Origin of the sequence: Pseudomonas sp. 14P_8.1_Bac3 (genome assembly GCF_025466085.1) — a bacterium.
Taxonomy (GTDB): domain Bacteria; phylum Pseudomonadota; class Gammaproteobacteria; order Pseudomonadales; family Pseudomonadaceae; genus Aquipseudomonas.
Genome location: NZ_JANLOD010000064.1, coordinates 54,947 through 78,288, shown reverse-complemented (window position 1 = coordinate 78,288; position 23,342 = coordinate 54,947). Strand labels below are relative to the sequence as shown.

19 protein-coding genes and 1 tRNA gene are annotated in these 23,342 nt (G+C 61.6%); 16 read left to right on the top strand and 4 right to left on the bottom strand.

Annotated features, from left to right (window positions below):
- Positions 1 to 10: 10 nt before the first annotated feature.
- Entirely contained in the window at positions 11 to 676 is a 666-nt protein-coding gene (locus NTD84_RS20130) for a GntR family transcriptional regulator (RefSeq protein WP_262169025.1), read from the bottom strand.
- 254 nt (positions 677 to 930) lie between these two features.
- On the opposite strand from NTD84_RS20130, the gene NTD84_RS20125 reads away from it, so the two are divergent.
- The 7 genes from NTD84_RS20125 (at position 931) to NTD84_RS20095 (ending at position 9,373) form a co-directional block, all read left to right on the top strand.
- The gene (locus NTD84_RS20125) at positions 931 to 2,163 is read left to right on the top strand and encodes an NRAMP family divalent metal transporter (protein ID WP_262169023.1); all 1,233 of its coding nucleotides are present in this window, start codon (positions 931 to 933) and stop codon (positions 2,161 to 2,163) included.
- A 20-nt stretch (positions 2,164 to 2,183) separates the two neighbouring features.
- A complete protein-coding gene (locus NTD84_RS20120; protein WP_262169020.1) occupies positions 2,184 to 2,954 on the top strand; it encodes a LamB/YcsF family protein in 771 nt (256 codons plus the stop codon).
- Positions 2,951 to 3,757 (top strand): putative hydro-lyase, encoded by an 807-nt coding sequence (locus tag NTD84_RS20115; protein WP_262169018.1) that lies wholly within the window; start codon positions 2,951 to 2,953, stop codon positions 3,755 to 3,757. Before NTD84_RS20120 ends, NTD84_RS20115 begins: the two co-directional genes overlap by 4 nt.
- Positions 3,758 to 3,766: 9 nt before the next feature.
- On the top strand, positions 3,767 to 5,386 hold the full coding sequence (locus NTD84_RS20110; RefSeq protein WP_262169015.1) for a 5-oxoprolinase/urea amidolyase family protein: 1,620 nt from the start codon (positions 3,767 to 3,769) through the stop codon (positions 5,384 to 5,386).
- Entirely contained in the window at positions 5,383 to 7,122 is a 1,740-nt protein-coding gene (locus tag NTD84_RS20105; RefSeq protein WP_262169014.1) for an acetyl/propionyl/methylcrotonyl-CoA carboxylase subunit alpha, read from the top strand. The genes NTD84_RS20110 and NTD84_RS20105 overlap by 4 nt, the downstream gene beginning before the upstream one ends.
- Positions 7,123 to 7,275: 153 nt before the next feature.
- Positions 7,276 to 8,514 (top strand): OprD family porin, encoded by a 1,239-nt coding sequence (locus tag NTD84_RS20100; protein WP_262169011.1) that lies wholly within the window; start codon positions 7,276 to 7,278, stop codon positions 8,512 to 8,514.
- A gap of 553 nt (positions 8,515 to 9,067) precedes the next feature.
- Entirely contained in the window at positions 9,068 to 9,373 is a 306-nt protein-coding gene (locus NTD84_RS20095) for a DUF6124 family protein (RefSeq protein WP_262169008.1), read from the top strand.
- A 428-nt stretch (positions 9,374 to 9,801) separates the two neighbouring features.
- On the opposite strand, the gene NTD84_RS20090 is transcribed toward NTD84_RS20095, so the two are convergent.
- Positions 9,802 to 9,878: transfer RNA gene (locus NTD84_RS20090), tRNA-Arg, on the bottom strand.
- A gap of 349 nt (positions 9,879 to 10,227) precedes the next feature.
- Here NTD84_RS20090 and gabD point away from each other — a divergent pair.
- The 3 genes from gabD (at position 10,228) to NTD84_RS20075 (ending at position 14,486) form a co-directional block, all read left to right on the top strand.
- On the top strand, positions 10,228 to 11,670 hold the full coding sequence (gene gabD / locus NTD84_RS20085) for an NADP-dependent succinate-semialdehyde dehydrogenase (RefSeq protein WP_262169006.1): 1,443 nt from the start codon (positions 10,228 to 10,230) through the stop codon (positions 11,668 to 11,670).
- 183 nt (positions 11,671 to 11,853) lie between these two features.
- Complete coding sequence (gabT, locus tag NTD84_RS20080; RefSeq protein ID WP_262169004.1) at positions 11,854 to 13,131, top strand: 4-aminobutyrate--2-oxoglutarate transaminase; 1,278 nt, start codon at positions 11,854 to 11,856, stop codon at positions 13,129 to 13,131.
- Between the two features lie 140 nt (positions 13,132 to 13,271).
- The gene (locus NTD84_RS20075) at positions 13,272 to 14,486 is read left to right on the top strand and encodes a response regulator (protein ID WP_262169001.1); all 1,215 of its coding nucleotides are present in this window, start codon (positions 13,272 to 13,274) and stop codon (positions 14,484 to 14,486) included.
- Between the two features lie 38 nt (positions 14,487 to 14,524).
- On the opposite strand, the gene NTD84_RS20070 is transcribed toward NTD84_RS20075, so the two are convergent.
- Together NTD84_RS20070 and desA are read right to left on the bottom strand one after the other, a co-directional pair.
- Positions 14,525 to 15,514 (bottom strand): GGDEF domain-containing protein, encoded by a 990-nt coding sequence (locus tag NTD84_RS20070; RefSeq protein WP_262168999.1) that lies wholly within the window; start codon positions 15,512 to 15,514, stop codon positions 14,525 to 14,527.
- 144 nt (positions 15,515 to 15,658) lie between these two features.
- Positions 15,659 to 16,846 (bottom strand): delta-9 fatty acid desaturase DesA, encoded by a 1,188-nt coding sequence (desA, locus tag NTD84_RS20065; protein ID WP_262168996.1) that lies wholly within the window; start codon positions 16,844 to 16,846, stop codon positions 15,659 to 15,661.
- Positions 16,847 to 16,990: 144 nt separating this feature from the next.
- On the opposite strand from desA, the gene dibA reads away from it, so the two are divergent.
- The 6 genes from dibA (at position 16,991) to NTD84_RS20035 (ending at position 23,320) form a co-directional block, all read left to right on the top strand.
- Positions 16,991 to 18,907 carry a phosphodiesterase DibA gene (gene dibA / locus NTD84_RS20060; RefSeq protein ID WP_262168994.1) on the top strand — a complete coding sequence of 639 codons (1,917 nt, stop codon included), beginning with the start codon at positions 16,991 to 16,993 and terminating at the stop codon, positions 18,905 to 18,907.
- A 275-nt stretch (positions 18,908 to 19,182) separates the two neighbouring features.
- A complete protein-coding gene (gene oscA, locus NTD84_RS20055; RefSeq protein WP_007945260.1) occupies positions 19,183 to 19,365 on the top strand; it encodes a sulfur starvation response protein OscA in 183 nt (60 codons plus the stop codon).
- A 69-nt stretch (positions 19,366 to 19,434) separates the two neighbouring features.
- On the top strand, positions 19,435 to 20,448 hold the full coding sequence (locus NTD84_RS20050; protein WP_262168990.1) for a sulfate ABC transporter substrate-binding protein: 1,014 nt from the start codon (positions 19,435 to 19,437) through the stop codon (positions 20,446 to 20,448).
- A gap of 174 nt (positions 20,449 to 20,622) precedes the next feature.
- Positions 20,623 to 21,441: a sulfate ABC transporter permease subunit CysT gene (gene cysT, locus NTD84_RS20045; RefSeq protein ID WP_033058556.1), complete on the top strand. Its 819-nt coding sequence runs from the start codon at positions 20,623 to 20,625 to the stop codon at positions 21,439 to 21,441.
- Between the two features lie 13 nt (positions 21,442 to 21,454).
- Positions 21,455 to 22,327 carry a sulfate ABC transporter permease subunit CysW gene (cysW, locus tag NTD84_RS20040; protein WP_262168986.1) on the top strand — a complete coding sequence of 291 codons (873 nt, stop codon included), beginning with the start codon at positions 21,455 to 21,457 and terminating at the stop codon, positions 22,325 to 22,327.
- A 3-nt stretch (positions 22,328 to 22,330) separates the two neighbouring features.
- Positions 22,331 to 23,320 (top strand): sulfate/molybdate ABC transporter ATP-binding protein, encoded by a 990-nt coding sequence (locus tag NTD84_RS20035; RefSeq protein WP_262168983.1) that lies wholly within the window; start codon positions 22,331 to 22,333, stop codon positions 23,318 to 23,320.
- The last annotated feature ends 22 nt before the right edge of the window (positions 23,321 to 23,342 follow it).

The window sequence follows — 23,342 nt, the reverse complement described above, 5'->3', positions numbered from 1 at the left end:
GCCGTCCGTGTTAGCGCCGGGTCCTGCGTTCGTAGGCCGCCAGCACGGTGCGCTCCGATTGCACCAGATAGGCGTCGAGCAGGCGGGTCGCTTCTTCCGGCTGACTGTCCTCGACGCAGCGAAGAATCGAAGCGTTCATGTCGACATACGATGAATGCAAGAACTTCGGATCGTTGAGCAGGCCGAAGGCCAACCGCAGCTCGGCCGAAATCTGTGCATAAAACGCCAGCAGACGCGGGCTGTCCGCCAGTTCGACGATGGCTTGGTGGAACATCATGTTCGCCGTGCCTACCGCCACCCAATCCTGCGCCTCCCGCGCACCGACCGCTGACTCCACCGCTTCGCGCATGTGCAGGGTGCCCGGGTGCTGTGGATAACCCTGGGCAATGGCCTTGCACTCGACGAAGCGGCGCACCCGGTAGATGTCGATGATCGACGACATGTCGGGTTCCGCGACCGTGACCCCACGGTTGGGCTCGTGCTTGAGCAACCCTTCGCGGGTCAGGACTCTGAAGGCTTCGCGCAGGGTGTTGCGCGAAATATCCAGGCTTTCGGCCAACGCTGCTTCGGACAGGCGCTGACCGGGCACCAGCTCGCCCTCGACCAGCATTCGGCGGATTTCCTGGGTGATGGTTTCTCCCAGTGTGCGGGGAAGGGCGGGAGAGGCATTGTTCATAAGTGATCCAGGAAAGGAAACAGCGCCGATATTCCATCAGAGCCCAGGGCACGACACAAGCTCGACGCGTTGCGCCTGCTTCATAAAGTAGCACTCATGGGTTTTGAGGTAACAATACGGTGCATATGCATCAACCATACAGCATGGATTGTTCAACAATAAAGTCGCTGTAAACCTACACTTGCAGCGCGATCGTTGACTCTTGGCACGCACATTGCTCAGTGAGGCTATCTCTCACCTGTAGGAATGATGTCGTGACACAGGCCACTCTAGAGTTTACAAAAGCACGACGCGCCTCCCTGGTTGCCGCCGTCTTCATGATGGCGACCTCGGCCATCGGCCCGGGCTTCCTGACCCAGACGGCGACGTTCACCGCAACCCTGGGCGCCGCCTTTGCCTTTGGCATCCTGGCGTCGATCCTGATCGACTTCGTCGTTCAATTGAACGTCTGGCGCATCGTCTCGCTGACCAAAATGCGCGCAGCGGACCTGGCGAACGTGGCGATCCCGGGCAGTGGCTATGTCCTGACCTTGCTGGTCCTCGTCGGTGGTCTGGTGTTCATGCTGGGCAACATTGCCGGTGCCGGCCTGGGTCTCAATGCTCTGACCGGCCTGGATCCGAAATGGGGTGGGGCGCTGAGCGCGCTGCTCGCCATCGCGATCTTCTCGTCTCATCGGGCAGGCATTGCCATGGACCGCATCATGATGGTGCTGGGGATTCTCAAGGTGTGCCTGATCCTCTTCGCCGCCTTCGCGACCCATCCGCCGCTGGGCGAGGCCCTGCGTCAATCGGTGTGGCCTGACTTCGTCGACTTTGCCGCGATCACCACCATCGTTGGCGGCACGGTCGGCGGCTACATCACTTACGCGGGTGCCCACCGCCTGCTCGATCGCGGCACCGTGGGCGTGGAGAACATCGAGGCGGTGTCCAGAGCTGCGTTGACCGGCATCCTGGTCACGGGTATCGCGCGTTTCATCCTGTTCCTCGCCATTCTCGGGGTCGTCGCCAGTGGCGTCGTCATCGATGTGTCCGGCAAAGGCGCCAACCCGGCCGCGCAGGCGTTTGGTGCCGCCGCTGGCGACATCGGCCTGATGATGTTCGGCCTGGTGCTCTGGGCGGCCGGTATCAGCAGCGTGATCGGCGCTTCCTACACGTCGATGTCCTTTATTACCGTGTTCTCCAAGCGGATTACCGAGCGCACGCGTCACCTCGCCACCGTGGTCTTCATTTTCATCTCAGTGGTCGTTTACCTGCTGCTGGGCAAGCCACCCGCAGCGCTGCTGGTCTTCGCGGGAGGCTTCAACGGGCTTATCCTGCCGCTGGGCCTGACCATTTTCATGTACGTGGGCTGGCGCCGTGCCGATCTCATGGACGGCTACCATTACCCGCGCTGGTTGCTGGTGCTGGGCGTCATGACCTGCCTGCTGTCGTGGTACATGGCCTACAAATCGGCCGGTGCCATCTTCGCCTTCATCGGCGCAGCCTGATCTAACCGGAGATATTCGAGATGCGTTCAATTGACCTTAACAGCGACCTGGGTGAAAGCTTCGGCGCCTGGAGCATGGGCGACGATGTGGCGATGCTCGATGTCGTGACCAGCGCGAACGTCGCCTGCGGTTTCCACGCCGGCGATCCGGCCGGCATCCTGCGCACACTGAAAGCCGCCGTGGCGAAGAATGTCACCATTGGCGCCCACGTCGCCTACCCGGACAAAGTCGGTTTTGGCCGCCGCAACATGGACGTCACCAGCGACGAATTGACGGCCGACGTAATCTACCAGATCGGTGCGTTGCAGGGCCTGGCCAAGGCGGCCGGCACATCGGTGCGCTATGTGAAGCCCCATGGCGCCTTGTACAACACCATCGCCCACGACCGCCGGCAGGCGCTGGCGGTGATCGAGGCCATTCGTGCCATCGATTCCACGCTGATACTCGTGGCCCTGGCCGGCTCGCCGTTGATCGAGCTGGCCCGCAACGAAGGCCTGCCGTGCATCGCTGAAGCCTTCGCCGACCGTGCCTACACGCCACAAGGCAACCTGGTGTCGCGGCGCGAACCGGGCGCCGTGCTCCACGACCCGGCGCTTGTGGCCCAACGCATGCTGCGTCTGGTCCAGGACGGTACCGTCGAAGCCATCGACGGCACCCTGACCCGAATCGAAGCCGACTCGATCTGCGTCCATGGCGACAGCCCGGCCGCTGTGGAAATGGCCCGGGAACTGCGCCGGGTGCTGGAGCACGCCAATCTGTCCCTGTTGCCTTTTGCCGGAGATCGTCCATGAATGCCCTTGACCGCGCCCGCCAGGCGGCCATCGCTGCCGCGCGTGAAGCTCGCGAAACCTACCGTGGCGGTCTTGTCGCGCCAACGGCGGGCATCGCCCCGGGCATGACCCAGGCCAACCTGATCGCCCTGCCGCGTGAATGGGCCTACGACTTTCTGTTGTACGCCCAGCGCAATCCAAAAGCCTGTCCGATCCTCGACGTCAGCGATGCGGGCAGTCCAAGGACAATCCTGGCCGAAGACGCCGACCTGCGCACCGACTTTCCCCTCTACCGCATCTGGCGCGACGGCAAACTGGTGGAGGAAGTCAGCGACGCCCGGCAGGCCTGGGCCGAGCACGATGACATGGTGGCGTTCCTGATCGGTTGCAGCTTCACCTTCGAAACGGCCTTGCAGGAAGCGGGCATTGAAGTGCGGCACATCGCCGATAACACCAACGTGCCCATGTACCGCACCAACCGGGCCTGCCGTCCGGCGGGACGGTTGCAGGGTGAAATGGTGGTGTCGATGCGCCCGATCCCGGCCAGTCGTGTGGCCGAGGCCAGCGGCATCACCGGGCGTTATCCCTCTGTGCACGGTGCCCCGGTGCACATCGGCGAGCCTGAGCTGCTGGGCATCCAGGACCTGAGCCGTCCTGACTTCGGTGATGCGGTGCGCATTGAACCGGGCGAAGTGCCAGTGTTCTGGGCCTGCGGTGTCACGCCCCAGGCGGCCGTCGCCGCGTCGGGCGTACCCTTCGCGATCACCCATGCCCCCGGCCATATGTTCATCACCGATGTGCCTGACAGCACGTACCACGTCTAGGAGTTTCCCGTGCGCTTTCTTCCGGTCAACCTGGACGCCCTGCTCGTCGAACTGAACGACCTCGACGAGACCCTTGCCCTGTTCGACGCCCTGACGGCGGAGCCGATTGCGGGCGTGGAGGAAATCATTCCCGCCGCGCGAACGCTGCTGATCCAGTTCCGTCCCAGCACGATCGAGCGCCAGGCGCTCGTTAACCGTATCGCCGGCCAGGACCTCAGCCAGCGCCGCGAGGGTGAGCAGCGCCGGGTGGAAATCCCGGTGCATTACAACGGTGAAGACCTCGACGAGGTCGCCACGCTGCTGGGCATCAGTCGCGACCAAGTGATTGCTCGCCACACCGCCCATGACTACAGCGTGGCCTTTTGCGGTTTTGCACCGGGCTTTGGCTACCTTACCGGCGGCGCCGGTTTCCAGGTGCCGCGCCGCAAAACCCCGCGCACCCGCATACCGGCGGGCGCGGTGGCGTTGGCGGGGGATTTCAGCGGCGTGTATCCGCAAGCCAGCCCGGGTGGATGGCAGATCATCGGGGTCACGCCGTTGCAGATGTGGGACCTGAACCGTGCCGAGCCGGCCCTGCTGCGGCCCGGCTACAAGGTGCGGTTTACCGACGCCGGCCCGCTGCCTGCCAGCGGCTTGCCCGTACCCGCCGCCCCCGCGCGCGCCGCCGAACCCGACGGTGCTTATCTGGAAATCACCAGCCCTGGCTTGCACAGCGTGCTGCAGGACCTGGGGCGTCCTGGCCAGACCGGGCAGGGCGTCTCCCGTTCCGGCGCGCTGGACCTCGGCGCCCTGCGCGCCGCCAACCGTGCCGTCGGCAACCCCTCGGACTTGGCCTGCGTGGAATCCGTGCTCGGTGGCCTGAGTTTCGTCTGCCATGGCCGTGCCGTGATCGCGATCACCGGTGCGCGCACGCCGGTCACCGTCACCAGTGCCAGCGGCCTGCAATGGCAGCCTGGCAACTACCAGCCCATCGAGCTGGAAGAAGGTGATCGCGTGAATCTCGGTTCCCCTGTCGCGGGGCTGCGCAGCTACCTGGCGATTCGTGGCGGTTTCGACGTGGCCCCGGTGCTCGGCAGTTTGTCCACCGACACCCTGGCCCAGGTCGGCCCGCCCGCGCTCGCCGTCGGCGACCACCTGGGTTTCACCACCCGGTCAACCGGCGCCAGCGTTTCCCTGAGCGAGGCCCCGGCGTTCGAGCTGCCGACGGCCGACAACGTCATTACTCTGGACGTGGTCATGGGGCCGCGCAGCGACTGGTTTACCAAAGACGCCATCGAGCGACTGAGCAGCCAGCTGTGGCGTGTCACCTCGCAGTCCAACCGGGTCGGCATTCGCCTGGCCGGTGAAACACCCTTGACCCGCAGCAATCACCAGGAGTTGCCCAGCGAAGGCACCTCCGTCGGCGCCATCCAGGTGCCCGCCAGCGGCCAACCTGTGCTGTTCCTTGCGGACCATCCGTTGACCGGCGGTTATCCGGTGATTGGCGCCGTGGCCACTCACCACCTGGACCTGGCCGGGCAGATACCGATCAATGCCCAGATTCGCTTCAACCCCCTGGATGGTTTCGCGGACATCGAACCGAGCACCGAAGCCTCTATTTCAACTGCCGATGCGAAGAACACCCCATGAAGAAACTACTGATCGCCAACCGTGGTGAAATTGCCATCCGCATTGCCCGCGCCTGCCGCGACTACGGTGTGCAGTCCGTGGCGGTGTATGCCGACGCCGACATTGACGCCTTGCATGTGCGTCAGGCCGACGAAGCCTTCTCGCTCAATGGCCAGCGCCCGGCAGAGACTTATCTCGACATCGAAAAGCTGCTGGCGATTGCCAAGCGCAGCGGCGCCGACGCCGTGCACCCAGGCTACGGCTTCCTGTCCGAGCGGGCCGATTTCGCCCGTGCGGTGATCGATGCCGGGCTGACCTGGGTGGGCCCCAACCCGGAAACCATCGACGTGCTGGGCGACAAGGTCGAAGCGCGAAAACTGGCCCAGCAAGTGGGGGCACCGCTCGTGGCCGGCACACCCGGCCCGGTCGAAAGTGCCGCCGAAGTATTGGCCTTTGCCGAGCAGCATGGTTTGCCGATTGCCATCAAGGCCGCGTTCGGTGGGGGTGGGCGCGGCATGAAAGTCGCCTGGCGCCTGGATGAGGTCAGCGAACTCTTCGCCTCGGCGGTGCGCGAAGCTGAAGCGGCTTTTGGTCGTGGCGAGTGTTTCGTCGAGCAGTTCCTCGACCGTCCTCGGCACATCGAGGCGCAGATCGTCGCCGACAAACACGGCAAGGTGGTGGTGGTCGGCACGCGCGACTGCTCGCTGCAACGTCGTAACCAGAAGCTGGTTGAGGAGGCGCCCGCGCCGTTCATCAACGAGACCCAGCGCCAGCGCATCCACCAGGCCGCCCACGATATTTGCGCCAAGGCCGGCTACGTCGGCGCCGGCACGGTGGAATTCCTGCTCAGCCAGGATGGCACCCTGTCGTTCCTTGAGGTCAACACCCGCCTGCAAGTCGAACACCCGGTGACCGAAGAAACCACTGGCATCGACCTGGTGATCGAGCAGCTGCGGATCGCCGACGGCTTGCCGTTGTCGTTCAGCGAAACACCGACCCCCCGTGGCCACAGTTTCGAGTTCCGCATCAATGCCGAAGACGCCGGCAAGGGCTTCCTGCCGACCCCCGGGCTGATCACCGAATTTGCGCCACCCTCGGGCCCGGGCGTGCGCCTGGACAGCGGAGTGGTCAGCGGTTCGCAGATCCCGAGCAACTTCGACTCGATGATGGCGAAACTGATCGTCAGCGGCGCCACGCGCGAGCAAGCGATCGCCCGTGCTCGCCGGGCGTTGGCCGAGTTCAAGATCGAGGGCATAGCCTCGGTGCTGCCGTTCCACCGCGCGGTGATGGACCACGACGATTTCACCGGGGCCGACCGTTTCGCCGTGCACACCCGCTGGATCGAGACCGATTTTGCCGAGCAAATCACCATCGCCCCGCGCAGCGCAGCGTTGGCCGACCCCGAGGTGCTGCGCACCTTCGTCGAGATCGACGGCAAGCGTCATGCACTGGGCCTGCCGGCAGCGTTGCTGCGCGGCGTCAGCCTCAACGGGGCTGGCCCCGCCGTCGCCAGCACAGCGCCCGCCGAGGTCACGGAGCCGAACGCGGTACTCACGCCCGTGGCGGGCAACCTGCACGCCTGGGTGGTCGCTGACGGCGAGTCGGTCAGCGCCGGGCAAGTGATCGCGGTCGTCGAAGCGATGAAGATGGAAACCTCGATCCTCGCCCCGTGCGAGGGCGTCGTGCAGATCACCAGCCAGGCCGGCAGCTACTTCGAAGCCGGCGCCCTGATCGGCCGCATCAAGACCGCTGATTGATTCAAACGCTTTTCTATTCGAGGCAGTACGCGCACCGGTTTAAACACCCGGTTGCCGCGTGCTGTCCGCAGAAAAGGGTAGATGTCACTTTGAAGTAAAAATAACGATAAAACTCAATCCATCACTCTGCCGTTATCTGGAGCAACTAAGAGCATGTCGATCAACAAGGCTTATGCATTGGCGGGTACTTGCGCCCTGATTTTCCCTTTAACGGCAACTGCGGAGTTTCTTGCCGACAGCAAGACCAGCGTTGAACTGCGCAACTTCTACTTCAACCGTGACTTTCGCAATGGCCCGCCCACTGCCCAGCGCGACCACGCCGCCGAGTGGGCGCAGGGTGTCATGTTGCGGTACGAATCGGGGTTTACCGAAGGGACGCTGGGGCTGGGCGTCGACGCGGTCGGCATGCTCGGCCTCAAGCTCGACGGCGGTGACGGGGCCGGCGGTACGGGCCTGCTGCCCGCCGATTTGAGTTCGAAGAACGGCCGCGGGTCGCAGAGCGAATATTCCAAGCTCGAAGTCACCGCCAAGGCCAGGATCTCGCAAACGCTGCTCAAGGTCGGCTCCTTGACCTTGCGCACACCCGTGGTGTCGAGCAACGACACGCGCCTGTTGCCCGCCACGTTCGAAGGTGCTCTGGTGACGTCCAAAGAGATCGACCAGTTAGTCCTGCAAGGGGGCAAACTGGAGCAGATCAAGTTCAACAGTTCTTCGGACTATCAGGACTTTACCGGCAACCGCATTGGCGGTGTCAGTGACGACTTCCGTTTTGCCGGCGGTACTTACAGTTTCACCAAGGCCCTGAGTACCAGCCTGTATTACGGCAACCTGGAAAACGTCTATAGCCAGGTCTTCGGCGGTGTGGTCTACGAAGTACCGCTGGCGGCGCAACAGTCGCTGAAGTTCGACCTGCGTTATTCCAGCAGCCGCGAAGACGGCAACTTCCGCCGCCTGGATAACCGCGCGGCCAACGGGCAAGTCGCTTACACACTGGGCGCCAATGTGTTCACCGCCGCCTACCAGCACATGAGCGGTGACGACCCGTTTCCTTACATCGCCAACTCCGACCCTTACCTGGTCAACTTCGTCCAGATCAACGACTTCGCCAACATCCAGGAAAAGTCCTGGCAACTGCGCTACGACTACAACTTCGCCGCGCTAGGAGTTCCGGGGCTGACCTTCATGAGCCGCTATGTCAGCGGCGACAACGTCCTGGTCGCCGGCAACAACACCGGCAAGGAGTGGGAGCGCAACACCGACATCGGTTACATCATCCAGAGCGGCTCACTGAAAAACCTCGGCTTCAAAGTCAGGAACGCCACCGTCAGGTCGAACTTCGGCAACGACCTGGACGAAACCCGGCTGATCGTCAGCTACACCTTTGCACTGTAGGAGCGAGCATGCTCGCGATGGACGTCAACGATAACGCGGGCAACATGAACGCCCGCGTCATCTGATGCCCCCGCGTCGGGAACCGCCCGAAGCAGGCGCAGACCTGTAGGAGCGAGCTTGCTCGCGAAGAACGTCAACGATGACGCGGGTAACCTGAATGCCCGCGTCGATTGATCCACCTTCGCGAGCAAGCTCGCTCCTACAGAAAAATTGCGATGTTTAACGGAGGCTCGCGTTACTTCCCGCAAGCTACAAATTCTTGCGCCGTTGCCTACGGCTACGCCAGAATCCGCCGGCTTGTGCGCTTTGGGACGGGTCGGTAACTTGATTCGTGTCACTGATGGTCAGTGATCGGGTTTAGCAGCCCGTAGTGGTTAGCGAAGTGCATGGCACTCCATTCAGTCAGGTGACTAACCTGCACTTGATGGTAGCTGTGCGCGGGGCGCCCTCGGGCGCGCCGGTTTGCTAACTTCCCGGTCTGCTAACCCGCGCACAGCCGCCACCCATCGTTTAGCAGCGACGTGTGATCGGCTCCACTTCTGGAGTTAGTCAAATGTCCAAATCAATCCCCGACCCACCCGTCACCGAACCAGAGCAACCTGCAAGCCAAGGCTCGCTCTTCACCGTCAGCCGCAACATCAACACCGAAACCCTGCTCGCCAACGCCTCGGAAGACCTGCTGTCGATCCGCGCGCTTGCCGCCGACCTCGCCGACGAAGTGGACGGCTCCCGCCGCTCGATAGCCCTGGCAATCAACAGCATGGCCGACGGCGTCCACCTGCTGGTAGAACGCGCCCTGGATCACCTCGACGACCCCGCCATGGCCGCCATCTTTGCCCGCCAACAAACCCAAACCTGATCCCCTCGTTCGATTACCTGTGGGAGCGAGCCTGCGTGATGAGGCCGCCAGACGCACCATCGTTGTCGTCTGAAACACCGCCATCGCGAGCAGGCTCGCTCCCACATTGGTTTCGAGTCATGCACCGATTTTTTCGCCGACTTAAACCCAAACTGTAGGAGCGAGCTTGCTCGCGAAGAACGTCAACGATAACGCTGAGTCCCTGACATCCCGTGGTGTTCTTGAATCCATCGCGAGCACGCTCGCTCCTACAGGGCTTTGTGCTGTCCACGAGGCAATCGCCGCCAGCAGAAAAGACTCGCGTCCGCCTATCGGCGCCGATGAAGTGTTTGCAGAGTTGAACACCCTTATTGGAGAGATCGCAGCCAGCCAATCGCCCACAAAAAAGCCCCAGACCCTACGGCCTGAGGCTTTCTTGTTTCTGCGTATGGTGCACCAGGCGGGATTCGAACCCACGACCCCTGCCTTCGGAGGGCAGTACTCTATCCAGCTGAGCTACTGGTGCAATGCGGGCGCCATGATACTCATATGCACTGCGGGCGTCCATGCTGCTGATTCGATGGTGCTTTTTCAAAGCGTAACCCGCGTTTGCTACGCTGATCTGAAAAATGGGGCAAAGGTGGGGTTTTCGTTCTTTTTTTCGAACAGGCTATTGTCCTTTACCCCCTTTGATCCTAGGATTCGTTTGAGATTTCAAACGCTCTTGTCTGGGTGCTGAACCGCACGCGTTCATTCCGTGCGCTATTTATGTGCTTCAGCCCGGTGAATGATTTCCCTGACGGCAGCCTTTGAGGCGCCTTTCTACAATCATAATTTGCTCCGCGCGTGCCGCGGTGCTGTTAAGGAAAGCCGACATGCAGCTTAAAGACACCCAGTTGTTCCGCCAGCAAGCCTTTATCGATGGCGCTTGGGTCGATGCGGACAATGGTCAGACGATCAAGGTCAACAACCCGGCAACGGGCGAAATTCTGGGCACCGTGCCGAAAATGGGCGCTGCCGAAACCCGCCGCGCCATCGAAGCCGCTGACAAAGCGCTGCCGGCCTGGCGTGCACTGACCGCCAAGGACCGTGCCAACAAGCTGCGTCGCTGGTTCGAACTGATCATCGAGAACCAGGACGACCTGGCTCGCCTGATGACCCTGGAACAGGGCAAGCCATTGGCCGAAGCCAAGGGCGAAATCGTTTACGCCGCGTCCTTCATCGAGTGGTTCGCCGAGGAAGCCAAGCGCGTCTACGGTGACGTGATTCCAGGCCACCAGCCGGACAAGCGCCTGATCGTAATCAAGCAGCCAATCGGCGTGACCGCTGCAATCACCCCGTGGAACTTCCCGGCCGCGATGATCACCCGTAAGGCCGGTCCAGCGCTGGCTGCCGGTTGCACCATGGTGCTCAAGCCTGCTTCGCAAACTCCGTTTTCTGCTTTCGCTCTGGCAGAGCTGGCCCAACGTGCCGGCATTCCTGCTGGTGTGTTCAGCGTGGTGTCCGGCAGCGCCGGCGACATCGGCAGCGAGCTGACCAGCAACCCGATCGTACGCAAGCTGTCCTTCACCGGCTCGACCGAGATCGGTCGCCAGCTGATGGCTGAATGCGCCAAGGACATCAAGAAAGTGTCCCTGGAGCTGGGCGGCAACGCGCCGTTCATCGTGTTTGACGACGCGGATCTGGATAAGGCCGTCGAAGGCGCGATCATTTCCAAATACCGCAACAACGGCCAGACCTGCGTCTGCGCCAACCGTCTGTACATTCAGGATTCGGTCTACGACGCATTCGCCGAGAAGCTGAAAGTGGCAGTGTCCAAGCTCAAGATCGGCAACGGTCTGGAAGAAGGCACCACCACTGGCCCGCTGATCGACGAAAAAGCTGTGGCCAAGGTGCAAGAGCACATCGCCGACGCCGTGGCTAAAGGCGCAACCGTGCTGTCCGGTGGCAAGAGCATGGAAGGCAACTTCTTCGAGCCGACCATCCTGACCAACGTGCCGAAAAACGCGGCTGTGGCCAAGGAAGAAACCTTCGGCCCATTGGCGCCGCTGTTCCGCTTCAAAGACGAAGCCGAAGTGATCGCGATGTCGAACGACACCGAGTTCGGTCTGGCCTCTTACTTCTATGCGCGTGACCTGGGTCGTGTGTTCCGTGTGGCCGAAGCCCTGGAATACGGCATGGTCGGCGTCAACACCGGGTTGATCTCCAACGAAGTCGCGCCGTTCGGCGGCATCAAGGCGTCGGGCCTGGGCCGTGAAGGCTCCAAGTACGGCATCGAAGATTACCTGGAAATCAAATACCTCTGCCTGGGCATCTAAGCCCGGCAAGGCATTGCTTCAAGCGCAGAGGGCACGAGAGCGCTGACCCTTTGCGCGCTTCAACCGGAAATTTCTCTGCAGCCGGGAACGCTGTGGCAGTCGATCATCGCATGCTGCCGCAGTTGCCTTCCCGCCGCATTTTCCTTGAACCACGCCGCCCGATGAGCGGTGAATGAGGACTTTATGAGCAAGACTAACGCTTCCCTGATGAAACGCCGCGAAGCCGCTGTACCACGCGGTGTTGGCCAGATTCACCCGATCTTCGCCGAGTCCGCGAAGAACGCCACCGTGACCGACGTTGAAGGTCGCGAGTTCATCGACTTCGCCGGCGGTATCGCCGTGCTGAACACCGGCCACGTGCACCCGAAAATCATCGCCGCCGTGACCGAACAACTGAACAAACTGACCCACACCTGCTTCCAGGTGCTGGCGTACGAACCGTACGTAGAGCTGTGCGAAAAAATCAACGCCAAGGTGCCAGGTGATTTCGCCAAGAAAACCCTGCTGGTCACCACCGGTTCCGAAGCCGTTGAAAACGCCGTGAAAATCGCCCGTGCCGCGACTGGCCGTGCCGGCGTGATTGCCTTCACCGGCGCTTACCACGGTCGCACCATGATGACCCTGGGCCTGACCGGTAAAGTCGTGCCTTACTCGGCCGGCATGGGCCTGATGCCAGGCGGCGTGTTCCGCGCGCTGTACCCGAACGAACTGCACGGTGTGAGCGTCGACGATTCGATCGCCAGCATCGAACGCATCTTCAAGAACGACGCCGAGCCGCGTGACATCGCTGCCATCATCATCGAGCCGGTCCAGGGCGAAGGCGGTTTCTACGTCGCGCCTAAAGCGTTCATGACGCGCCTGCGCGCGCTGTGCGACCAGCACGGCATCCTGTTGATCGCTGACGAAGTACAGACCGGCGCTGGCCGTACTGGCACCTTCTTCGCCATGGAACAGATGGGCGTTTCCGCCGACCTGACCACCTTCGCCAAATCCATCGCGGGCGGCTTCCCGCTGGCCGGTGTGTGCGGCAAGGCCGAATACATGGACGCTATCGCCCCAGGCGGCCTGGGCGGCACCTACGCCGGTAGCCCGATCGCTTGCGCCGCGGCCCTGGCCGTGATGGAAGTGTTCGAGGAAGAGCACCTGCTGGACCGCTGCAAGGCAGTTGGCGAGCGTCTGGTCACTGGCCTCAAGGCCATCCAGGCCAAGTACCCGGTGATCGGCGAAGTCCGTGCCCTGGGCGCGATGATCGCGGTCGAGCTGTTCGAAAACGGCGACAGCCACAAGCCGAACGCCGCTGCCGTTGCTTCGGTTGTGGCCAAGGCGCGCGACAAGGGCCTGATCCTGCTGTCCTGCGGTACCTATGGCAACGTTCTGCGCGTGCTGGTACCGCTGACTTCGCCGGATGAGCAACTGGACAAAGGTCTGGCGATCATCGAAGAATGCTTCTCCGAGCTGTGATCCAAGTGCTCGCATGAATGTGTGAGCTGATCGACAAAAAACCCGCTTCGGCGGGTTTTTTTTTGTTTCTGAAACATACTGGGCCGAACCCAGTGGCCCGCAGTGAACTAAGGTGCAGGCAGTGCAAATGGAGGGTGCTGATGAACGCTGTAGTTTTGCCCGCTGTCCCTCGAGTGCTGATTGCCGAGGCCGATCCTTGGTCGCGGGATTTGCTTAATCAAGTGCTGCTGAAGGTGCGTTGCGACGCGCGAATCGATCTGTGCGCCGATGGCCAGGGCGCGTTGACGCGGCTGGCGGAGAACGCCTACGACCTGGTGATCGTCGATTGGGAGTTGCCGGGCGTGGACGGTTTGAATGTCTTGCGCAGTGTGCGCCAGCGCAAGCGCAATCCCCCGCTGCCTTTCATCCTGATGAGCAATCGCAACGACAGCGCCAGCGTGCGCGAGGCGTTGCCCCTGGCGCCCACGGCGTACCTGACCAAACCGTTGAACATGGAAAGCCTGACCCAGCGTCTGCAGGGTTTGTTGCTCAATGCCGGCGAAGAAGTGTGCTGTGATGTACCGACGCTGGCGCCGGGCATGACCCTGTCGGTGTTTCTTGAACGTCGACGGGAGCTGACCGATGGCGCGCCGCTGATGACCGACGTGCAGTTGGCGGTCAACCGCAGCCTTAACCCCAATGGCCTCGATCTGACGCTGCTCGAAGAAGAAATCCGAACCGACCCGCAGATTGCAGCCGTGCTGATCGCCGCCGCCAATAGCGCGGCCCAACACCATGGCGCGGCGGTACAAACCCTGGCCCAGGCGCTGCATCGCCTCGGCACCGGGCAGAGCATGAACCTGATTCTTGGATTGGCGTTGAAGCGCAGCGCACGGCTCAGTGATCCGCAGCTGGCTGACTATGCCGAACGGTATTGGGAGCTGTCGCTGCACACGGCCGAATATGCCCGGACGCTGGCGCGCTTGCTGGATCTGGAACAGGAGCGCTGTTATTGCGCCGGCCTGCTGCATCGCCTGGGCGACCTGGCATTGCTGCGGTGTTTGCAGGAATGGAAGCAGGCCGGCGGCGAGCTGGATGAATGGGAAGAGGTCGGAGAGGCGCTCGCCGAGTTTGGCGCGGCCTACGGTTCGGCGCTGCGTACCCGCTGGCGTCTGCCGCTGGAGCTGCGAGAGCTGATTGCGGCGGTCTACCAGCTCGGTGGCGGGGTTTACTCTCGTGAGGCGCTGGTGATGAACATGGCGGCGCAGCTGGCGCATCTGACCGAGCATGAGGGCATTGAGGCGCTGGCGAAGAGCCGAACGGCGCGGCTGCTCAAGATCGGGTTGCCGGAGCTGACGCGATTGCGCAAAAAGTAGCCATTACACAAAACCCAGTGGGAGCGGCGGTGCGACGCTCAGCCGGAAATGATCCGGTTCTTGCCCTGCCGCTTCGCCTCATACATCGCCGCATCGGCCCGGGCAAACAGGCTGTCGACGCTGTCATCCTCGGCTGTCAGGCTGGTCAGCCCCTGGCTGACGGTGATGCCGAACGTCTGGTGCTCATGGCTGAAGCTCAGCCGTTGAATCTCCCGTTGCAGGCGCTCGGCCACTTGCATGGCCATGTCCGGTGCGCACCCCGGAAACACTGCGGCAAACTCCTCTCCGCCAATCCGCCCGAACACGTCGCCGCGACGCAGCGTGCCGCGGCCAGTTTCAGCGACGCGCTGCAGCACGTTATCGCCTTCCGGGTGGCCATAGGTGTCGTTGATCACCTTGAAGTCATCGATGTCCAGCAACAGGAACGCCAGTGGCGAACCCTGTTGGCGGGCCAGTTCGAACTCGCGGCGGGCGCAGTCGAAGAAGTGTCGGCGATTGCTGCTCTGGGTCAGGACGTCGGTGGTGGCCAGGCGATGCAGTTCGCTTTCCATGTGCTTTTTGTCGGTGATGTCTTCGGCAATGCCAACGATGATCACCGGCTTGCCCGGTTCGGCCTGGCGGTTGATGAAGCACTTGTCGCTGAGCCAGCGCACCTGGCCATCGGCGGCGATGATGCGGTACTCCCGGTCTTCGACGGCGCCTTTTTCCAGTACCTCGGCGAAGCTGCGTTCGGCGTACTCGAGATCGTCGGGGTAAATGCTGTCGCGCCACTGGTTGTAGTCGGACAGCAACAGGCCGGCGGAACGGCCGAAAATCCGTTCATAGGCGGGGCTGACGTACACCACCTGACGAGTTTCCCAGTTGAACGCCCAAAGCACCGCGTTAACGCTCACCAGCAGCGAGCTGAACAGCTGCTCGCGTTCGCTCAGGCGCGCGACTTCGCCTTGGGCATGCATCAACGCCATCAAGGTTTGCGCGGCCTCGGGCCATTGGGGTAGGGATGAGTCTTGCAGGTTCTTGTTGACCATCGACACAGATCTCAAAGGACGTGCCGCGTGTTCGATAGCGGCCACAACAAAGCCCGCCGTAGTGGCGAAGTGTCTTTGAGATAGAGGATTCGAAACGAAGTTCCGGAGGGTGCGCCCACGAACGGGGCGCACCGATCAACGGTGTCAGGCAGTGGCGGCAGGGCGCAGCGAGTAGGTCTTCAGCTGGTCGGCGAAGTCACGCAGGGATTGAATTCCGCTGGCTTCGGCTTCGTGCACCCAATCCTTGATCGCAGCCAGCATGTCGTGACCATTTGAACTGGTCTTGACCCAGATCTGCTGCAGGGCCAGGCGTTTCTCGTAAATTACCTTCAGCGCCTGGCTGTGCTCGAGCATGTTCTGGATGCGCACGTGGTGCCTGTCATCGAGCAGGCTGGTTTCCCGCGAGAGCAGGCGCTTGGCCCGATGAAACTGGTGGCGGACGGAATGATCGACCTTCTCCAGTTCCTGCTTGACCAGCGGCGCGATCACCAATTTGCGGTACTGGGCCATGATCTGGAAGCGGTTATTGAGGATGGCCATGGCGGTGTCCATGTCCAGGCTGCCTTTACCTTCGACCCGATGGGCAATCGGCGCAACCCGCTGGACCTTGGCCAGACGAAGGAAACTGAAGACCTGGATCCAGGCCCAGCCGAGGTCGAACTCCCACTTCTTCACCGACAGTTTTGCCGAGTTAGGGTAGGTGTGATGGTTGTTATGCAGTTCTTCACCGCCGATCAGGATGCCCCAAGGCACCAGGTTGGTCGCCGCATCGCGGCATTCGAAGTTGCGATAACCGACGGCATGGCCCAGGCCATTGACCACGCCAGCGGCCCAGACCGGAATCCACATCATCTGGATGGCCCAGATGGTGATGCCGATGGTGCCGAACAGCAGCAGGTCGATGACCGCCATGATCGCCACACCCAGCAACGGGAAGCGGCTGTAGAGGTTGCGTTCGATCCAGTCTTCCGGGCAGTTCTTGCCGTAGATGCGCAGGGTCTCGGGGTTTTCCGCTTCGCTGCGGTACAGCTCGGCGCCCTTGCGCAACACCGTGGACAGGCCCTTGATGACCGGGCTGTGCGGGTCATCGACGGTTTCGCATTTGGCGTGATGCTTGCGGTGGATGGCGGTCCACTCGCGAGTGTTCTGCGCCGTGGTCAGCCACAGCCAGAAGCGGAAGAAATGTTTCAGGCCGGCATTGAGCTCAAGCGAGCGATGGGCTGAATAACGATGCAGATAGACCGTGACGCCGATAATCGTGACGTGGGTCATCAGCAGGGTGACTGCCACCAGTGACCAGGGTGACAAGCCGAGAAAACCTTCGTACCACATAGGCTATAGGGCCCTCAAAAAGAAAAAACAGCCGTTGCATTATCACCAAGCCCACGGATAAAACCAGTCGCCCTTTCAGATATGAGTGGCGGGATGTTTCTTAACCTATAATTCCACCCCTTTTTTAGGGACATGGACGGCCGAATGTCTGCCACCTATCGCGACGCATTGCGTGCAGCGCTGCTTTATCTGTTGTTATCCGTTGTCTGGCTGCAGTTCAGTGGTTATTTAATGAACAGTTTCTTCGATAGCTCCGACGAGCTACTGCGATGGCAACTGATCAACGGTTACGCCTGGGTCCTGCTGAGCGCCGGTTTGATCTTCATCGCCCGCGCGCGATTGCTCCGCTGCCTTGGCATCGGCGCCAAATTGCGTGAGCGCCATGTGGATCGCGAGCGGTTGCGTCAGGCGGCCGCGGTGTTCGACTGCACCCGCGAAGGCGTGCTGGTCACCGACCGCGAAGGGGTGATCGTCCATGTGAACCGGGCGTTCATCGAAATCACCGGCTATCAGTCTGAAGAGGTTCTGGGGCGGCAGCCCAGCCTGTTCAAGTCCGGCCGCCACCCGACGGCGTTTTACCAGGCAATGTTCGCGACACTGAATGGCTGCGGCGAATGGAGCGGCGAAATCTGGAACCGCCGCAAGAGCGGCGAAATCTATCCGCAATGGCAGACCATCCGCCTGATTCACGACGACCAGGGCCAGCTCAGTCATTACGTCGCGGTGTTCTCCGACATCAGCGCGATCAAGGATTCCGAGCATGAACTCAAGTACCTGGCCCACCACGATCCACTGACCGATCTGCCCAACCGCCTGCTGTTCACTGACCGCGCGCAGCAGGCGCTGGCGTCGGCGCAGCTCCACAAGCGCGGGTGCGCGTTGCTGCTGATCGATCTGGACCACTTCAAGATGATCAACGACAGCCTCGGCCACACCATCGGTGACCAATTGCTCAAGGCGGTGTCCGAGCGTTTGAAAGCCCTGTTCGGCCCGGGCATCACCCTGGCCCGGCTGGGCGGTGACGAGTTCGCCGTGCTGGCGGAAAGTTGTCCACAGCTGGTGCACGCCGCGGCGCTGGCCCAGCGCATCGTTGATGGTATGCGCGAGCCTTTCTCTATCGACGGGCATCAGTTGTTCATCAACGCCAGCATCGGCATCAGCCTGTTCCCCGGCGATGCCTTGAGCGCCGAACAGCTGCTGCGCAACGCCGACTCGGCCTTGTTCAAGGCTAAAAGCGCTGGCCGCGACGGCTACGCCCTGTACACCGAAGAGTTGACCGCCCACGCGCAGCAGCGCGTCGAGACTGCCTCCGAGTTACGCCGGGCGTTGGAACAGCAGGAGTTGCGGGTGTTTTACCAGCCGGTTCACGACCTCAAGAGCCGTCGCATGGTGGGGGTTGAGGCGCTGGTGCGTTGGGAGCATCCGCAGCGGGGGCTGGTGTCGCCTGCGGAATTCATTCCCATCGCCGAGCGCACCGGGTTGATCGCCGAGGTCGATGCCTGGGTGATGCGCCACGCCTGCCAGCAGATGTGTCAATGGCAGCAGGCCGGGGTGGCGTTGTCGTTTGTCGCGGTGAATGTGTCGTCGCGCTTGTTTGCCCGCCGTGAGTTGTATCAGCAGGTGGCGCAGGTGCTGCACGAAACCGGGCTGGATCCGGCCTGTCTGGAGCTGGAAGTGACCGAAAGCGCGGTCATGGACGATCCGGAAGTGGCATTGGAGCAAATGCATCGCCTGCGCGAACTCGGCGTGCGGCTGGCCATCGATGATTTCGGCACGGGGTACTCGTCGCTGCTGCGGCTCAAGCGTTTGCCGGTGCAGAAGCTCAAGATCGATCAGGGTTTCGTGGCGGGGCTCCCGTGGGATGACGACGATGGGGCCATCGTGCGGGTGATTATCGCCCTGGCGCAGAGCATGGGAATGCAGGTGCATGCCGAGGGCATCGAACAGGCTGAGCAGGCAGCGTTCCTCTTCGAGCAGCGTTGCGATTTGGGCCAGGGTTACTGGTTCGGCCGGCCGGTGCCGGCCGAACAGCTGGACTGGATGCGCAATCCGATCGCTTGAAATCCCCCGTAGGAGCGAGCTTGCTCGCGAAAAACGCCCGGACACTGCGTTCCTCGGAAAGTCCCCGTCAAAACGTTCACATCCATCGTGAGCACGCTCGACCCTTCAAGGGTCGAGTGGCGCGTAAATCCTCGTCCACACAGACAATTTCATTTAGTTATATAAACATTCTTAAATAGTCTTTTTAAGAATATCCGCACCTATCTACTATTGGCCTCACGCCGCAAGCAGTGCCGGACACTGCCAGGCAACCTCTCAGTCGAAGGAGCAGCACCATGAGCGCATCCCTACGTAGCGTTGACGGTCAAGACGAAGCCACTATCTTGCGTGAGATCCAGAGCGCGTTGCGCGACCTGCGGTTCGGCGCCGTAGAAATCACTGTGCATAACGCCCAGGTGGTGCAGATCGAACGCAAGGAAAAATTCCGTTTGCAGAACCCCAGCAACAAGCCGAGCTAAGCCGTCGGCAACCCGCTTCCCGCCACCATAAAAAAAGCCAACACACTAAGAATTCCAGGAGCTTTCACCATGTCGTCGATTCGTCATTTCGCTTTGGCCGCCCTGGCCAGTGCCCTTTTTGCGGGGTCCGCGGTTGCCAAGGATTACGAACTGCTCAACGTTTCGTACGACCCGACCCGTGAGCTGTACCAGGATTACAACGCCGAGTTCGTCAAGTTCTGGCAAAAAGATCACGCGGGCGACACGGTGAAAATCCAGCAGTCCCACGGTGGTTCGGGCAAGCAGGGCCGTGCGGTGATCGACGGTTTGCGTGCTGACGTGGTGACCCTGGCGCTGGCCGGTGACATCGACGAAATCGCCAAGCTCGGCAAAACCCTGCCGGCTGACTGGCAGAAACGCCTGCCGGATGCGAGCACGCCTTACACCTCGACCATCGTGTTCCTGGTGCGTAAAGGCAACCCGAAAGGTATCAAGGACTGGGGCGACCTGGTCAAGAACGACGTCTCGGTGATTACCCCGAACCCGAAAACCTCCGGTGGCGCACGCTGGAACTTCCTGGCGGCCTGGGCCTATGGCCTGAAAGCCAACGGCGGCAGCGAAGCCAAGGCCAAGGAATACGTGCAAACCCTGTTCAAGCACGTGCCTGTGCTGGATACCGGCGCTCGCGGTTCGACCATCACTTTCGTCAACAACGGTCAGGGTGACGTGTTGCTGGCCTGGGAAAACGAAGCCTTCCTGGCCTTGAAGGAAGACGGCGGCGCTGACAAGTTCGACATCGTTGTGCCTTCGCTGTCGATCCTCGCCGAGCCGCCAGTGGCTGTGGTCGACAAGAACGCCGAGAAAAAGGGCAACACCGAGATCGCCGAAGCGTACCTCAAGCACTTGTACAGCCCGGCCGGCCAGGAAATTGCCGCGAAAAACTTCTACCGCCCACGTGACAAGGACGTGGCCGCGAAGTACGCCAATCAGTTCCCGAAACTGGAGCTGGTGACCATCGACAAGGACTTCGGCGGCTGGAAAACCGCGCAACCGAAATTCTTCAATGACGGTGGCGTGTTCGACCAGATCTACCAAGCGCAGTAATCTGACTCAAGCCATACCACGGGCCTTATGCTGGGCGCGTACCGTGTGGGAGCGGGCTTGCTCGCGAAAGCGGTGTACCAGACGACGTAAATGTCGGCTGGTATAACGTCTTCGCGAGCAAGCCCGCTCCCACATGATGCGTTTAGCGGATCGCTTTTTTAACCAAGGACTTTTATGTCGCGTCGTATCTCCCCCGTCATACCCGGCTTCGGGCTGACGCTGGGCTACACCTTGGTGTACCTCAGCCTGATTGTGCTCATTCCATTGGCGGCGATGTTCGTGCACGCCGCTCAACTCACCTGGGATCAGTTCTGGGCGATCATCTCGGCGCCTCGCGTGCTGGCGGCGTTGAAGCTGAGCTTCGGTACTGCGCTGTACGCCGCGATCATCAACGGCATCATCGGCACGCTGTTGGCCTGGGTGCTGGTGCGCTACACCTTCCCCGGTCGCAAGGTCATCGATGCGATGATCGACTTGCCCTTCGCGTTGCCCACGGCCGTGGCCGGTATCGCGTTGACCGCGTTGTACACCCCGACCGGTCTGGTAGGGCAGTTCGCGGCGGACCTGGGCTTCAAGATCGCGTATACCCCCCTCGGTATCACGCTGGCGCTGACGTTTGTCACGCTGCCATTCGTGGTACGTACGGTACAGCCGGTATTGGCCGATATCCCTCGTGAAGTGGAGGAAGCGGCGGCCTGTCTCGGTGCCAAGCCGTTGCAGGTTTTCCGGCATATCCTGGTGCCCGCGTTGCTGCCCGCCTGGTTGACCGGTTTCGCGTTGGCCTTTGCCCGCGGGGTCGGCGAGTACGGCTCGGTGATTTTCATTGCCGGCAACATGCCAATGAAAACCGAGATCCTGCCACTGCTGATCATGGTCAAGCTGGACCAGTACGATTACACCGGCGCTACCTCCATTGGTGTACTGATGCTGGTGGTTTCCTTCGTCCTGTTGCTGCTGATCAACTTGCTGCAACGCCGCATCGAAACCCCATAAGGAGGCGCGAACCATGTCCCAATCGTCTATTGCGGCCGCCTCTTCGGCCAACGCTGCCCGCCGTGGCAGTGCGACTTCGCGGCGGGTGCTGATCGGCCTGTGCTGGCTGGTCTTCATTTTGTTCTTGCTACTGCCGCTCTTCATCGTTGTCTCTCAGGGCCTGAAAAACGGCCTGGGCGCGTTCTTCACCGCGATCTTTGAGCCGGACGCGCTGTCCGCGTTGAAACTCACGGTGTTCGCCGTGCTGATCTCGGTACCGTTGAACCTGGTGTTCGGCGTCAGTGCCGCATGGTGCGTGAGCAAGTACTCGTTTCGCGGCAAGAGCATGCTGGTGACGCTGATCGACCTGCCGTTCTCGGTGTCGCCGGTGATCGCGGGCCTGGTCTACGTGCTGATGTTCGGCGCCCAGGGCCTGTTCGGGCCGTGGTTGCAGGATCACGACATTCAGATTGTCTTCGCCTTGCCGGGCATCGTGCTGGCGACGATTTTCGTCACGGTGCCGTTCGTGGCACGCGAACTGATCCCGCTGATGCAGGAACAAGGCACTCAGGAAGAAGAGGCCGCGCGCCTGCTGGGTGCCAATGGTTGGCAGATGTTCTGGCACGTCACCGTTCCCAATATCAAATGGGGCCTGATCTATGGCGTGGTGCTGTGTACGGCCCGTGCGATGGGTGAGTTCGGTGCGGTGTCGGTGGTTTCCGGGCACATTCGCGGGGTGACCAACACCTTGCCGCTGCACGTCGAGATCCTCTACAACGAATACAACCACGTGGCCGCGTTCGCCGTGGCGAGCCTGTTGCTGATCCTGGCGCTCTTCATCCTGCTGCTCAAGCAGTGGAGCGAAAACCGTATTAACCGCCTGCGCGCCAGCGCCGCGGAGGAATAATTCATGTCGATCGAAGTGCGTAACGTCAGCAAGAATTTCAATGCGTTCAAGGCGCTGGACAACATCAGCCTGGACATTCAGAGCGGCGAACTCGTGGCCCTGCTTGGCCCGTCGGGCTGCGGCAAGACCACGCTGCTGCGGATCATCGCCGGCCTGGAAACCCCGGATCAGGGCAGCATCGTGTTCCACGGTGAAGACGTCTCCGGGCACGACGTGCGCGATCGCAACGTCGGGTTCGTGTTCCAGCACTACGCGTTGTTCCGCCACATGACGGTGTTCGACAACGTCGCGTTCGGCCTGCGCATGAAACCGAAAAACCAGCGCCCGACTGAAAGCCAGATCGCCGTGAAGGTCCACGAGTTGCTGAACATGGTGCAACTGGACTGGCTGTCGGATCGTTACCCGGAACAACTCTCCGGTGGCCAGCGCCAGCGTATTGCCTTGGCCCGCGCCCTGGCGGTGGAGCCCAAGGTCCTGTTGCTCGACGAACCGTTCGGCGCCCTCGACGCCAAGGTGCGCAAGGAGTTGCGGCGCTGGTTGGCGCGGCTGCACGAAGACATCAACCTGACCTCGGTGTTCGTGACCCACGACCAGGAAGAAGCGATGGAAGTGGCCGATCGCATTGTGGTGATGAATAAAGGGGTGATCGAGCAGATCGGTTCACCGGGCGATGTCTACGAGAACCCGGCCAGCGATTTCGTTTATCACTTCCTTGGCGACTCGAACCGTCTGCACCTGGGCGAAGACAATCACGTGCTGTTCCGTCCGCACGAAGTGTCGCTGTCGCGGCATGAACTGGAAGATCACCACGCGGCCGAAGTGCGGGATATTCGTCCGCTGGGCGCGACGACGCGGGTGACGCTGAAGGTCGAAGGCCAGAGCGAACTGATCGAAGCTGAAGTGGTGAAGGACCACGACAGCCTGACCGGGTTGGCGAAGGGCGAGACATTGTTCTTCAAGCCGAAGGTCTGGCAGAAAGTCGCCAGCCTCTAAGATCAAAAGCTTCGCGAGCAAG

Bases quoted from the DNA above. Each gene is read 5' to 3' on its own strand.
- NTD84_RS20075 (WP_262169001.1), top strand. From the start codon at position 13,272: ATGAACGCTGTAGTTTTGCCCGCTGTCCCTCGAGTGCTGATTGCCGAG.
- NTD84_RS20120 (WP_262169020.1), top strand. From the start codon at position 2,184: ATGCGTTCAATTGACCTTAACAGCGACCTGGGTGAAAGCTTCGGCGCC.
- oscA (WP_007945260.1), top strand. From the start codon at position 19,183: ATGAGCGCATCCCTACGTAGCGTTGACGGTCAAGACGAAGCCACTATC.
- gabD (WP_262169006.1), top strand. From the start codon at position 10,228: ATGCAGCTTAAAGACACCCAGTTGTTCCGCCAGCAAGCCTTTATCGAT.
- NTD84_RS20035 (WP_262168983.1), top strand. From the start codon at position 22,331: ATGTCGATCGAAGTGCGTAACGTCAGCAAGAATTTCAATGCGTTCAAG.
- desA (WP_262168996.1), bottom strand. From the start codon at position 16,846: ATGTGGTACGAAGGTTTTCTCGGCTTGTCACCCTGGTCACTGGTGGCA.
- NTD84_RS20100 (WP_262169011.1), top strand. From the start codon at position 7,276: ATGTCGATCAACAAGGCTTATGCATTGGCGGGTACTTGCGCCCTGATT.
- cysT (WP_033058556.1), top strand. From the start codon at position 20,623: ATGTCGCGTCGTATCTCCCCCGTCATACCCGGCTTCGGGCTGACGCTG.
- NTD84_RS20130 (WP_262169025.1), bottom strand. From the start codon at position 676: ATGAACAATGCCTCTCCCGCCCTTCCCCGCACACTGGGAGAAACCATC.
- cysW (WP_262168986.1), top strand. From the start codon at position 21,455: ATGTCCCAATCGTCTATTGCGGCCGCCTCTTCGGCCAACGCTGCCCGC.
- NTD84_RS20115 (WP_262169018.1), top strand. From the start codon at position 2,951: ATGAATGCCCTTGACCGCGCCCGCCAGGCGGCCATCGCTGCCGCGCGT.
- NTD84_RS20070 (WP_262168999.1), bottom strand. From the start codon at position 15,514: ATGGTCAACAAGAACCTGCAAGACTCATCCCTACCCCAATGGCCCGAG.
- NTD84_RS20050 (WP_262168990.1), top strand. From the start codon at position 19,435: ATGTCGTCGATTCGTCATTTCGCTTTGGCCGCCCTGGCCAGTGCCCTT.
- NTD84_RS20105 (WP_262169014.1), top strand. From the start codon at position 5,383: ATGAAGAAACTACTGATCGCCAACCGTGGTGAAATTGCCATCCGCATT.
- dibA (WP_262168994.1), top strand. From the start codon at position 16,991: ATGTCTGCCACCTATCGCGACGCATTGCGTGCAGCGCTGCTTTATCTG.
- NTD84_RS20095 (WP_262169008.1), top strand. From the start codon at position 9,068: ATGTCCAAATCAATCCCCGACCCACCCGTCACCGAACCAGAGCAACCT.
- gabT (WP_262169004.1), top strand. From the start codon at position 11,854: ATGAGCAAGACTAACGCTTCCCTGATGAAACGCCGCGAAGCCGCTGTA.